The sequence below is a fragment of the Mesorhizobium sp. M1E.F.Ca.ET.045.02.1.1 genome (assembly GCF_003952485.1).
GTDB lineage: Bacteria > Pseudomonadota > Alphaproteobacteria > Rhizobiales > Rhizobiaceae > Mesorhizobium.
The window spans coordinates 2,911,593-2,924,238 of the sequence record NZ_CP034447.1; the positions used below are offsets into that span (position 1 = coordinate 2,911,593).

Genomic DNA, 12,646 nt, shown 5'->3' on the forward strand with positions numbered 1-12,646 from the left:
TTTCGGCCGGGAGAGGGTAAGGGTTGGGGCAAGCATCGATTCAATTCACGTTGGCGGCGATCGCCGCGCCGCTTCGATCCCGAGGATTCCCCATGCCCTATGTCGCCGCCGAGAACCGCTACGAGAAGATGATCTACAACCGTTGCGGACGGTCCGGCCTCAAGCTGCCGGCCATCTCGCTCGGCCTGTGGCACAATTTCGGCAACGACACGCCGCACAGGACCAAGCAGGCGATCGTGCGCAAGGCCTTCGACCTCGGCATCACGCATTTCGACCTCGCCAACAATTACGGCCCGCCGCCAGGTTCGGCCGAGACCGCCTTCGGCGAAATCCTGCGCAGCGATTTCGCCGCCTATCGCGACGAGCTGATCATCTCGACAAAGGCGGGTTACGAGATGTGGGCGGGTCCCTATGGCGAGTGGGGCAGCCGCAAATATGTGCTGGCCAGCCTCGACCAGAGCCTGAAGCGGATGGGGCTCGACTATGTCGACATCTTCTATTCGCACCGCTTCGATCCCGAGACGCCGCTGGAAGAGACGATGGGCGCGCTCGACCATGCCGTGCGCTCAGGCAAGGCGCTCTATGCCGGCATCTCCTCCTACAACTCGCAGCGCACGCGAGAGGCGGCCGACATCCTGAGGCAGCTCGGCACGCCCTGCCTCATCCACCAGCCGAGCTATTCCATGCTCAACCGCTGGGTCGAGGAGGACGGGCTGCTCGACACGCTGGAGGGCTTGGGCATCGGCTCGATCGTGTTCTCACCGCTGGCACAGGGCATGCTGACCGATAAATATCTCGGCGGCATCCCCGAGGGCAGCCGTGCATCCCAGGGCAAGTCGCTCAGGCCGGCCTTCATCAACGACAAGTCGATCGCCAACATCAAGGCGCTCAACGCCATCGCCGGCCGACGCGGGCAGACGCTGGCGCAGATGGCGCTGGCCTGGGTGCTGCGCAAGGGCCGCGTGACGACGGCACTGATCGGGGCCAGCCGGCCGGAGCAGGTCGAGGATTGCGTCGGCGCGCTCAAGGCGCTCGACTTCAGCGATGCCGAACTCGCCGAGATCGATACCTATGCGCGCGAGGCCGACATCAACCTGTGGGCGGCATCCGCCGAGCGCAAGGGACCGCCGCGCAAGTAGCGATTGGCTGGCGAGTTCTCGGCCGTGGCTTTCCGCCAGGTGATGCCCGCTGCGGAAACAGTGGCAAAGATGCGCTTTCGTCGCTATTTCATGGAGCAGAGAGCGTTCGCGCGCACAATCGGCACGCGAAAACGACGCGACGACCGGACGGACAAGATGACGGCAAGGGATACGCTGACCAAGAACCAGTTGTGCGTGCTCGAGAAGCTCGAGGCCGCCAGCGGACCGCTCAGCGCCTATATGCTGCTCGACCAGCTCCGCGAGCGCGGCTTTAGGGCACCGCTGCAGGTCTATCGCGCTTTAGACACGCTGGTGAAGTCGGGCTTCGTGCACCGGCTCGAAAGCCTCAACTCCTTCGTCGCCTGCGCCGAGCCGCATGACCACAGCCATTCGATGACCGCCTTCGCCATCTGCGACAGTTGCGGCCAGGTGACCGAGATGTCCGATCACGATGTCGACCACCGGCTGGACGAATGGGTGCGCTCGACGGGATTTGCCGCGAAGAAGGCGGTGATCGAGTTTCGGGGCGTGTGCGCCAAGTGCCGGGCTGAGGCGGCTTGAAAAGGCATTTTCCAGGCACTTTGACCCGCCGCAGCGAGAGTCAAAATGGAGCGGATGGATAGCCTAGGTGCATATTCGCCCAAGTCGCATGCGCGAGATGGATATTGGCGGTTATAATTGCCAGAACGACGCCTTCGTCTTCCTCATCCAAATAATGGTCGGACTTCACGGTTATTCCGTCAATTAGCGAGTCATCTTCCAAGAGGACGTATCTAACCGTCCCGTCCGACTCTTTTGTCTCGCTAATTTGTTGAGGAGCTCGTAGCGCGTCGATTAGAGTTTTTACTCTGTTATCCAAATCGACGTTTCCAAGCACAGGGTTGTATTGCCTGACGCCCCTAAAAACTCGAACGTAAAGCGAGCATCGCGTTTTCATCTTAGAAGTTATAAACGGAACATAGCGTGAATTCGCGACGTCTATTCCAATATTTGGATGTGACTTTTCTGTATCCTGGTTGGCATACTTCTCAACATATTCAAATTCATTGGTCAGGCTCAATTTATATAGCTGTTTGTGAAACGATTTTCTGAGTCGCCAGACATCGCTTTGCTTTCTTGCATTGCCCTGTACGGGTCCCTTGTACGTTAGAGTGATATGCATCAATGCGCCTCGTCCCAATTATCCGCAGCCCGCGCGTCGACATGCAGCGGCACCGACATCGAGACGGCCGGCATCGGCGCGTTCTCCATCACGCGGCGCACCACGGGGATCGTCGCTTCGACTTCCGCATCAACCGTCTCGAAGATCAGCTCGTCATGCACCTGCAAGAGCATGCGGGCCGACAGCTTTGCCTTCTCCAAGGCTTCTTCCATGTGCACCATGGCGCGGCGGATGATGTCGGCCGCGGTGCCCTGGAGCCTGGCGTTGATCGAGGCGCGCTCGTTGAAGGCGCGGACCGAAGGGTTGGAGGCCCTTATCTCCGGGTAGTGGATGCGCCGGCCGAAAATGGTCTCGACGAAGCCGTATTCGCGCGCATAGGCCTTGGTCTCCTCGATATAGTCGCGGATGCCCGGGAACCGCTCGAAATAGCGCTTGATGTAGGCGCTTGCCTCCTCGCGCGGGATCGACAGCTGGTTGGCGAGGCCGAAGGCCGAGATGCCGTAGATGATGCCGAAATTGATCGCCTTGGCGCGCCGGCGCACTTCCGAGGGCATGCCTTCGACCGGCACGTTGAACATTTCGGACGCCGTGATGGCATGGATGTCGGCGCCGTCGGCGAAAGCCTGCTTGAGCTGCGGGATCTCGGCGACATGGGCGAGCACGCGCAATTCGATCTGGCTGTAGTCGGCCGAGACCAGCTTGTGGCCCTTCTCGGCGATGAAGGCGGTCCTGATCTTGCGGCCTTCCGCCGTGCGCACGGGGATGTTCTGCAGATTGGGATCGGAAGACGACAATCGCCCGGTGGTCGTCGCGGCCAACGCGTATGAGGTGTGGACGCGATTGGTGCCGGGGTTGATGAAGCCCGGCAGGGCGTCGGTATAGGTCGATTTCAGCTTGGTGAGCTGGCGCCAGTCGACGATCTTGCGCGGCAGCTCGTGACCTTCGGCGGCAAGGTCCTCCAGAAGCTGCGCCGAGGTCGACCATTGGCCGGTCTTGGTCTTGGAGCCGCCCGGCAGACCCATTTTGCCGAACAATATGTCGCCGAGCTGTTTCGGCGACCCGATGTTGATGCGCTCGCCGACGATCCCGTAGATCTCTTCCTCGACGCGGGCTGCCCCTTGCGCAAGCTCGCCCGACAGCCTTGACAGGATCTGGCGGTCGACCGAGATGCCGCGCTGCTCCATGCGGGCGAGCACGGGCACCAGCGGCCGCTCCAGCCGCTCATAGACGGAAACGAGGCCCTTGGCGGCGAGCCGGGGCTTCAGCAACTGCCAGAGCCGCAGCGCCAGATCGGCCTGCTCGCCGGCATAGGCGGTCGCCCGCCCGATATCGATCTGGTCGAAGCCGACGGCGCTCTTGCCCGAGCCGGCAAGCTCCTTCTTCGAGGCCGGCGCATGGCCGAGCCACTTCTCAGACAGCGAGGCGAGATCGTGGCCGCCGGATGTGCCGGCGTCGAGCACATAGGAGATCAGCATCGTGTCGTCGAACGGTCCGACCTCGATGCCGTGCCTGCTCATGACGACGATGTCGTATTTCATGTCCTGCACGATCTTGAGAACCGACCGGTCCTCCAGCAGCGGCTTCAGCAGCGCCAGCGCTTCGCGGACCGGGACCTGGTCCGCCAGCAGGCCGCCGCCAAGCAGGTCGCCATTGCCGCTCGCGTGGGCGAGCGGCACATAGACGGCGCGGCCTGGCGCAACTGCCATGGAGAGGCCGATCAGCTCGGCCTGCATCGGGTCGAGCGATGTGGTCTCGGCGTCGAAGGCAAGGATACCGGCTTCCTTCACCTCGGCGATCCAGGATTTGAGCGTGGCCGTATCGCGGATTGCCGTATAGGCCGAAGGGTCGATCTTGCGCGCCGTCGCCTGCTCCAGTCGCAGCGCCGAGAGCAGGGAAGGGGTGTCGCCCTGAGGCGGGGCGTCTTCCGCCCTGACGGGCGGCTGGGCAGGCTTTGCGGCTGCGACCGGCGGCGCGCCGGCGCCGACATCGGGGCCGTGCGCCGTATCGGTACGCTCGATGATGACGGCGGAAGCCTGGACGTCGCCGATCTCGGTTGCGGTCGCCTCCGCGACGCGGCGGGTCAGGGTGGTGAATTCCATCGTCTTCAGGAAGCCGATCAGCTTCGGCCCGTCCGGCGCATGCAGCACCAGATCGTCCAGCCCCTCCTTCAGCGGCACGTCGTTCTTCAGCGTCACCAGCTCACGCGAGATGCGCGCCTTGTCGGCATTGGCGATGATGGTTTCGCGCCGCTTGTCCTGCTTGATCTCGGAGGCGCGGGCGAGCAACCCGTCGAGGTCGCCGAACTGCTCCAGAAGCTGCGCCGCGGTCTTCGGTCCGATGCCGGGCACGCCCGGCACGTTGTCGACGGAGTCGCCGGTCAACGCCTGGAGGTCGATCATCTTTTCCGGCGGCACGCCCCATTTCTCGATCACCTCCGGGATGCCGATCTGGCGGTCCTTCATCGGATCGTACATGCCGACCGTAGGGCCGACGAGCTGCATCAGGTCCTTGTCGGAGGAAATGATGGTGGTGTCGGCGCCGACCTCGCAGGCCAGCCGGCAATAAGTGGCGATGATGTCGTCGGCCTCAAAACCTTCCATCTCGATGCAGGGCAGGTTGAACGCCACGGTCGCCTGGCGGATCAGGCCGAATTGCGGGATGAGGTCTTCCGGCGGCGCCGATCGGTTGGCCTTGTATTCGGGATAAAGATCGCTGCGGAAGGTTTTCGACGAATAGTCGAAGATGACGGCGAAATGCGACGGCACGATACCCACATTGGTGTTGCGGGCGTCCTGCATCAGTTTCCACACCATGTTGCAGAAGCCGAGCACGGCGCTGGTCGGCAGGCCGTCGGATTTGCGGTTGAGCGGCGGCAGCGCGTGATAGGCGCGGAAAATGTAGCCGGAGCCGTCGACAAGGAAGAGGTGATCGCCTTTTTTCATGCCGGCAGGGATAGCGCGGCGAAGCTTCGCGGTCCATGCCAAAGGCTGCGCAACCCACCGGTTCCGGCAACACCCTGACAAGTGCCGATTCCGCCCCGATTCTGGCTGCTCATCCGACCGCTCACGGGTATGTTACAAAAGTGTAATCTTCGTGCCCTTGAATCGCCATGTTCCCAGACCCAAATAGCTGTCATCGGCATTTTTCGCCGAAGTCCGGAGTAAGGCCCGTCCCCCGCCTATCCCGGGCAAACTGCGGCAGCCTATCCCCCCTCTCCGGGCTGCCGCAACGTTTCGAGTAAAGACCGCCGTGGTTCCCCCTCCACCACGGCGGTTCTTTTTTGCCTTTCGACAAGCCTCCGATCCTTGGTCCAATGATCACGGCTTTTCGTTTTCGGCCCGGCCCTTTAGGGTCGGCGCAAAAATCGAAAGGCAAAAGCATGTCCAGAATTTCTCCCGTCCTCGATCGTCTCGACCAGAACCTCGACCAAAGCCTGGAGCGGCTTTTCGGCCTGCTCGGCATCAGGTCGATCTCGACCGATCCCGCCTATGCAGCCGACTGCCGCAAGGGCGCCGAGTGGCTGGTGGCCGAGCTCAAGCTGATCGGCTTCGATGCCAGCGTGCGCGACACGCCCGGACATCCGATGGTGGTGGCGCATCACGAGGGGCCGGCCGGCGCGCCGCATCTGCTGTTCTACGGCCATTACGATGTGCAGCCGGTCGATCCGATCGAGCTTTGGGAGACCGACCCCTTCGCGCCGTCGATCAAGGAGATCGAGCCCGGCCGCAAGGTGATCGCCGGGCGCGGCTCGGCCGACGACAAGGGCCAGCTGATGACCTTCGTCGAGGCATGCCGCGCCTGGAAGCAGGTGCATGGCAATCTGCCCTGCCGCGTCACCATCCTGTTCGAGGGCGAGGAAGAGTCCGGCTCGCCGTCGCTGAAGCCGTTCCTCGAGGCGAACGCGGCCGAGCTCAAGGCGGATTTCGCTTTGGTCTGCGACACCAGCATGTGGAACCGCGAGACGCCGTCGATCTGCGTGTCGCTGCGCGGCATGGTCGGCGAGGAGGTCATCGTCAAGGCAGCAAGCCGCGACCTGCATTCAGGTCTCTATGGAGGCCCGGCCGCCAATCCGATCCGCATCCTGGCCAAGGTCCTCGCCGACGTTCACGATCAAAACGGCCGTGTCACCATCCCAGGCTTCTATGACGGCGTCGAGGAGACGCCCTCACAGGTGCTGAAGTCCTGGGAGGGGCTTGGCGAGACCGCCGAGACATTCCTCGGTCCGGTCGGCCTCTCCATTCCCGCCGGCGAAAAGGGCCGTTCCGTGCTCGAGCTCACCTGGGCGCGGCCGACGGCCGAATTCAACGGCATCATCGGCGGCTATACCGGCAAGGGGTTCAAGACGGTGATCGCGGCGGAAGCCTCGGCCAAGGTGTCGTTCCGGCTCGTCCACAAGCAGGATCCGAAAAAGATCCGCGCCGCCTTCCAGGGCTTCGTGCGCGAACGCATCCCGGCCGACTGCTCGGTCGAATTCCATCCGCATGGCGGCTCGCCGGCGATCCAGCTCTCTTACGACTCGCCTTTCCTGACCAAGGCCAAGGATGCGCTCTCCGACGAATGGGAGAAGCAGGCCGTCACCACCGGCGGCGGCGGCTCTATTCCCGTGGTCGGCGACTTCCAGACCTATCTCGGCATGGAATCGCTGCTGGTCGGCTTCGGCCTCGATGACGACCGCATCCATTCGCCGAACGAAAAATACGAGCTCACCTCCTTTCACAAGGGGCAGCGTTCCTGGGCGCGCATTCTCGATGCGCTGACGCGTTGAGCGAAAATCACGAACGACGTGCAAATCAAGTTTTTGTTGATTTTTCCCCGGATCGCGGCGAGGACGGACCATCTAGCACAAGGTGCAGCGCGTCCCTTGCGCATCCCAAAGGACGCGCGGCGCCGCAGGCCGCGATCCGGAGAAGAGAATGACCGACGTCCGTTTCCACAAGAACGATCTGCCGGACCTGTCCCGCTACAATGTCGGGGCCGTGGCCATCGACACGGAAACGCTGGGGCTCAATCCGCATCGCGACAGGCTCTGCGTGGTGCAGATTTCGCCTGGCGACGGCAGCGCCGACGTCATCCAGATCGCTCCCGGCCAGAGGAAGGCGCCGAACCTCGTCAGCCTGCTCAGGAACCGTGCCATCACCAAGCTGTTCCACTACGGCCGCTTCGACATCGCCGTGCTCTACAAAGCCTTCGGCGTCATGGCCGAGCCGGTGTTCTGCACCAAGATCGCCTCGCGGCTGACCCGCACCTACACCGACCGCCACGGGCTGAAGGACCTCTGCAACGAGCTGCTCGGCATCGGCCTGTCGAAGGCGCAGCAATCCTCGGACTGGGCGGCGGAGACGCTGTCGCCCGAGCAGCTCGAATATGCCGCCTCCGACGTGCTCTACCTGCACCGGCTGCGCGAGGTGCTGGCCGCGCGGCTGGCGCGCGAGGGCCGCACCAAGGAGGCCGAGGCCTGCTTCCGCTTCCTGCCGACGCGCGCCAGGCTCGACCTGATGGGCTGGGCGGAGGAAGATATCTTCGCGCATAGCTGATGGAACCCGGCGCGTTGAAGCACGTTCCTGCCGGTCCATTGTCGGAGCGAGATGCGGAGGGAATGAAATGGCAGAGCGCAAACCGATCGCGAGCGCGCCGAAAGACGGCTCGAAAGTCACTGTCATGTGGAAGGACGGCGACGGCGTGATCAACGAATCCGTCGGCCAATATCGCGACGGCGGCTGGTGGGTCTATACCGACAGCAACACGCAAAAGAAGGTCGATCCGACGAGCTGGCGGCCCGCATCGGGCGATGACGACGAATGAAGCTGGCGCTGGCGAGGCCGGCTGCTTTCCAATAGGTTCGAACCGTCGCAATCGGAGGCCGATTCGGGGCTTGTTGCTCCGTTGGTCCTCCGCTCAAGGAGGGATTGGCAATGGGAATTGAAAGCCTGCTCGTCTTCATCATCATCGGCGCGATAGCCGGCTGGCTCGCCGGCCTCATCGTCAAGGGTTTCGGCTTTGGACTGGTCGGCAATATCGTCGTCGGGATCGTTGGCGCCTTGATCGCCGGCTGGCTCTTCCCAAGGCTGGGGTTCACCATCGGCGGCGGCATTTTTGCCGCGATCATCCACTCCACCATCGGCGCGGTGATCCTGCTGGTGCTGATCAAACTGGTGAAGCAGGCTTGATGCTCGGTGTGTGCATCAAGGGCGGGCCATGAAACAGAACCTGCTCTATCTCATCATCGGCGCGCTGGCCGTCGTGGTCATCGCCCTTGGCGTCTACATCTATCGCGAGCAGACCAGGCCGAAAGGCGTGGAACTCAAGATCGACGACAAGGGCATTTCGATCCAGCAGAACTGAGGCCTCACCATGATGCGACCGTGAAATCGGCCGCATCGTGCGATCATCAAGCATTTGATTTTCAAGCGCTTCGATTTTCCCGACTTAACGCGCCTTTAAAGGTAAGTGATTGTTTTGTTGTTGACCGTTACTGGTCGGTGACCTCAATCTGCAGAGCAGGAGCGGGCCGACGGTTCTAACCCGTCAAGAGCGCCATTTCGCGCTCTTGCCAATTTGTAAAAGCCAACCACCGCGCTTTCGAAATAGCAAAAGCGTTGGAAATACTTATTAGATTTCCGCGCGGAATATCTTTAAACCTGTAGGCGCGATTCCTACGTCATTTGTCGTTATGTCTATCAAGGCAACACCGATGTGAGATCTCTCACGGCCACGCCTCTCTTCACGGGGGACTCGGGATGCGCGGTCATTTTCCCATACAATGAGCAGCCCAAACGTTCGACACGCCCTTAGTGCGTCGAACGTTTGGGTGCGCAATCTCCCCGCTTTTTCAATCAACACCAGCCGGGTGGCCGTCGGGTGGACGAACCCGCGCGCGCCTTAGGAGAGAAGAGATGGAAGCCCTACAATATCTCGACGCAATGAAATGGATGGCGATCGAGGTAGCCGTGCCAGTCATCGTGCTGGCAATCCTGTTCTGGTGGAGTGGCGTGGTTCGCTACATCCCAAACGACAGGCTCGGCATCTTAGAAAAACTATGGAGTTTTCGCGGCTCCGTTAGCAACGGCTTCATAGCGCTCAACCGCGAGGCAGGCTACCAGCCGGAAGTCGTGCGCGGTGGCCTGCATTTCTTCATGCCGTTCCAATATTCGATGCATCGCGCCAATCTTGTCACCATCCCGCAGGGTCAGATCGGCTATGTCTTTGCCCGTGATGGCAAGCCGCTGCCTCCGACGCAAACACTTGCTTCCAACACCGATGCCGATGATTTCCAGGATGTGCGCGCCTTTCTCGAAAAAGGCGGACAGAAAGGACCGCAACGCAAGATCTTGCGTGAAGGCACCTATGCCATCAATCTCGCACAATTCGTCGTGCTCACCGCCCAGTCGATCTATGCCGTTAATTTGAGCTCGTCGGAACAAAACCTTTTTACCAATATGTCCAGCATGATCTCGGAGCGGGGCGGCTTTGAGCCAGTCGTCATCCATAATGCCGAGGACATGATCGGTATCGTCACCATCCATGACGGTCCCGCCCTACCGGACGGCGAGATCATCGCACCGACCGTCGCCAACGATCCGAACGACCCGAACTTCCACAACAATTTTCAGGACCCGGAGAAGTTTCTCAATGCCGGTGGCTACCGTGGCCGGCAGCTCCAGGTGCTGGCCGACGGTAGCTACTTCCTCAATCGCATTTTCGCGACCGTCGAACTGGTCGAGAAGACGATCATTGACGTTGGCACGGTGGGTGTCGTCGTCTCCTATAACGGCCGCCACGGCGCGGATATATCCGGGCAGGCATACCGTCACGGCGAGCTGGTCGAAATCGGCGCACGCGGTGTCTGGTCAACGCCGCTGCTGCCGGGCAAGTATGCGTTCAACACCTATGCCGGCAATATCATCACCGTGCCGACCACCAACTTCGTGCTCAAATGGACGAAGGAGCAGTTTGGCGAACACAGGCTGGACGAGAACCTGTCTGAAGTGTCGTTGATCACCAAGGATGCGTTCGAGCCTGTGCTGCCGCTCTCAGTCGTCGTGCATATCGACTATATGAAGGCGCCGCTCGTGGTGCAGCGTTTCGGTGACATCAAGCGGCTGGTCGAACAAACGCTCGATCCGATGGTTTCTGCTTACTTCAAGAATATCGCCCAGACAAAGACGCTGATCCAGCTCTTGCAGGAGCGTAGCGATATCCAGCGCAAATCGGGCGAGGAGATGCGCGAAAAATTCAATTCCTACAGCCTCGAGCTGCAGGAAGTGTTGATTGGTACGCCCCGTGCCGCCAATGGCCAGAACAGCATAGAGCAGATCCTGATCCAGCTGCGCGAGCGCCAGATTGCAGTCGAAAAGGTCGAGACCTATAAATTGCAGGAGAGGGCGGCCACTCAGGAACGCACGTTGCGTGAGAAGGAGGCGCTCGCCGAACAGCAAGCCAAGATCACGACGTCGGCACTTACCATCGAGATCAGTGAGAACGAGGGCAAGGCGCAACTCGCCCGCACCCGTCAGGAGGCGGAAACCATTCAGGTCACTGCCAAGGCAGAGGCGGAGAAGGTGCGCCTCGCCGGCCAGGGCGAGGCCGACATGATCAAGGCTGTCGCGCTTGCCGATGCCGAGCGCATCAAGGCGACCGGTTTTGCCGAGGCCGAGAAGGTGCGCGCCATCGGTCTGGCGGAGGCCGAGGCCACCGAGAAGAAGGTCGCGGCCTTCGGCGGCCCGGACTATCAGCTCAACTCGCAGGTTCTCATGCGCTTCGCCGAGGCGATCGAGAATGGCAGGCTGCCGCTCGTGCCGCAGATCCAGATCGGCACTACCGGCGGCGAGAAGGGGGCCGCCAATGGCCTTGTCGAGATGATGCTTTCGATGCTCGTCGCCGACCGGGTTGGACGGCAAGACCAACCGGATGTGATCCCGGAACCCGTTGAGGAGGATTGATTGAGGATGGGCCGGCAGTACCGGCCCATTTTGCGCTTCAAGCCTGCTACCATTTGCGGCGTCAGGCTTGTCCATGCTCATGTGGGGTTAGTTCGTTGCTTCTAGGAATCCATCATATTGCAATCATCTGCAGCGACTACGAGCTGTCGAAGCAGTTCTACAATAAACTCGATTTCGTCATCATCGACGAAAATTGGCGCGCCGAAAAACAATCTTGGAAGTGCGACTTGCGGCATGGTCCTGTCCAGATCGAATTGTTCAGTTTTCCCATGCCACCCAGCCGGCCGACCAGGCCTGAGGCATGCGGACTACGACACGTAGCATTCTCGGTGGACTCAGTAGAGGCGACAGCCCGGTTGCTTCGGGCACGAGGCGTCGACGTTGAGCCTATCCGCGTAGACCCACACACGGGACGTTCGTTTACTTTCGTGGCAGACCCCGACGGTCTCCCCATTGAGTTCTACGAGGATCGGGGTTGACAGTCGGAGGACTGCGACGAGAAGAGCGCGGAGCTGCTTGCACCCGGCTGATGGTCACAAAAGTGAAGTCGCACCAGTCGTGCGCCTCATTAGACAGTTTCTAGCCGGCTGAACCGAACCGGGATGACTTTCCGAGTCTCGAGTTGCCCTGCCGCATTCTTGTCGATGACGGTCAGAAACTGTGCCTCTTCAGACGCCAAAGGCAGAACAAGGCGTCCCCCTGGCTTGAGCTGTTTCAGCAAAGCCGGCGGCGTCCGCTCAGCCGCCACGCTAACCAGGATCTTGTCGTACGGGGCGTGCTCGGGCCAGCCGCGAGACCCGTCTCCGACGCGAATAGCGACATTCGAGAAGCCAAGGCCCTGCAGCAGAGCTTCGGCATGGCTTGCAAATTCCTCGATGATTTCGACGCTCCAAACCTGTCCTGCGAGTTCCGCCAGGATCGCGGATTGATAGCCTAGGCCAGTCCCGATCTCGAGCACTGCCTCGTGCGGTTGGGGAGCAAGGAGATCGGTCATCAGAGCGACGATGAAGGGCTGCGAGACGGTCTTATCGAAGCCGATCGGCAACGGCATGTCCTGATAGGCATAAGGCGCGACCGCAGCTGGCACGAAGAGATGTCGCGGGATCCGCTGCATCGATGCCATCACCCGCTCATCGAGCGTTGCCTTGCCGAGTTCTTCGCTTGCAAGGTCGGCATGGATCGCAATCATCTCAACCATGTGCCTGCGTAGAACCGCAAGGTGCTCTTCGTTCATCGGTTTCATGACGGCAAGCTTACCTCGACCAGCCGCTGCCAGACAGCTTTATATCCTGTTCGTCTTGTCACAGTAACCGACAAGGCCGATGCGCTGGGCATTGCCCATTTTGATGCGTACGGACTGGTTTCGCCAGACCTACCCCACGCGACTTTCGCTGACGCACCGGCGC

The 12,646-nt window shown here is 61.2% G+C and carries 12 protein-coding genes; 9 read left to right on the top strand and 3 right to left on the bottom strand.

The features are described 5' to 3' along the window. Window positions 1-92 precede the first annotated feature (92 nt). Window positions 93-1,139 carry an L-glyceraldehyde 3-phosphate reductase gene (gene mgrA, locus EJ070_RS14075; protein ID WP_126091899.1) on the top strand — a complete coding sequence of 349 codons (1,047 nt, stop codon included), beginning with the start codon at window positions 93-95 and terminating at the stop codon, window positions 1,137-1,139. A 156-nt stretch (window positions 1,140-1,295) separates the two neighbouring features. Further along, window positions 1,296-1,700: a Fur family transcriptional regulator gene (locus EJ070_RS14080; RefSeq protein ID WP_040972454.1), complete on the top strand. Its 405-nt coding sequence runs from the start codon at window positions 1,296-1,298 to the stop codon at window positions 1,698-1,700. Window positions 1,701-1,740: 40 nt separating this feature from the next. Here EJ070_RS14080 and EJ070_RS14085 read toward each other — a convergent pair whose 3' ends face one another. Both EJ070_RS14085 and polA read right to left on the bottom strand, forming a co-directional pair. Beyond that, a complete protein-coding gene (locus tag EJ070_RS14085) occupies window positions 1,741-2,301 on the bottom strand; it encodes a hypothetical protein (RefSeq protein WP_126091900.1) in 561 nt (186 codons plus the stop codon). Beyond that, a complete protein-coding gene (gene polA, locus EJ070_RS14090) occupies window positions 2,301-5,243 on the bottom strand; it encodes a DNA polymerase I (RefSeq protein WP_189350640.1) in 2,943 nt (980 codons plus the stop codon). Before polA ends, EJ070_RS14085 begins: the two co-directional genes overlap by 1 nt. Window positions 5,244-5,680: 437 nt before the next feature. Here polA and EJ070_RS14095 point away from each other — a divergent pair, with 437 nt between their 5' ends. The 7 genes from EJ070_RS14095 to EJ070_RS14125 all read left to right on the top strand — a co-directional run bounded on the left by EJ070_RS14095 (window position 5,681) and on the right by EJ070_RS14125 (window position 11,719). Next, on the top strand, window positions 5,681-7,066 hold the full coding sequence (locus EJ070_RS14095; protein WP_126091902.1) for a M20/M25/M40 family metallo-hydrolase: 1,386 nt from the start codon (window positions 5,681-5,683) through the stop codon (window positions 7,064-7,066). A gap of 148 nt (window positions 7,067-7,214) precedes the next feature. Beyond that, entirely contained in the window at window positions 7,215-7,835 is a 621-nt protein-coding gene (locus EJ070_RS14100) for a ribonuclease D (RefSeq protein ID WP_126091903.1), read from the top strand. A gap of 67 nt (window positions 7,836-7,902) precedes the next feature. Beyond that, window positions 7,903-8,103: a hypothetical protein gene (locus EJ070_RS14105; protein WP_126091904.1), complete on the top strand. Its 201-nt coding sequence runs from the start codon at window positions 7,903-7,905 to the stop codon at window positions 8,101-8,103. A gap of 110 nt (window positions 8,104-8,213) precedes the next feature. Continuing rightward, a complete protein-coding gene (locus EJ070_RS14110; RefSeq protein ID WP_126091905.1) occupies window positions 8,214-8,468 on the top strand; it encodes a GlsB/YeaQ/YmgE family stress response membrane protein in 255 nt (84 codons plus the stop codon). 28 nt (window positions 8,469-8,496) lie between these two features. Beyond that, on the top strand, window positions 8,497-8,643 hold the full coding sequence (locus tag EJ070_RS14115) for a hypothetical protein (protein WP_126091906.1): 147 nt from the start codon (window positions 8,497-8,499) through the stop codon (window positions 8,641-8,643). A gap of 551 nt (window positions 8,644-9,194) precedes the next feature. Continuing rightward, window positions 9,195-11,240 (top strand): flotillin family protein, encoded by a 2,046-nt coding sequence (locus EJ070_RS14120; protein WP_126091907.1) that lies wholly within the window; start codon window positions 9,195-9,197, stop codon window positions 11,238-11,240. A gap of 95 nt (window positions 11,241-11,335) precedes the next feature. Next, window positions 11,336-11,719, top strand: a complete 384-nt coding sequence (locus EJ070_RS14125) for a VOC family protein (RefSeq protein ID WP_126091908.1) — start codon at window positions 11,336-11,338, stop codon at window positions 11,717-11,719. Between the two features lie 89 nt (window positions 11,720-11,808). On the opposite strand, the gene EJ070_RS14130 is transcribed toward EJ070_RS14125, so the two are convergent. Further along, window positions 11,809-12,483, bottom strand: a complete 675-nt coding sequence (locus EJ070_RS14130; protein WP_126091909.1) for a protein-L-isoaspartate(D-aspartate) O-methyltransferase — start codon at window positions 12,481-12,483, stop codon at window positions 11,809-11,811. Window positions 12,484-12,646: the final 163 nt, after the last annotated feature.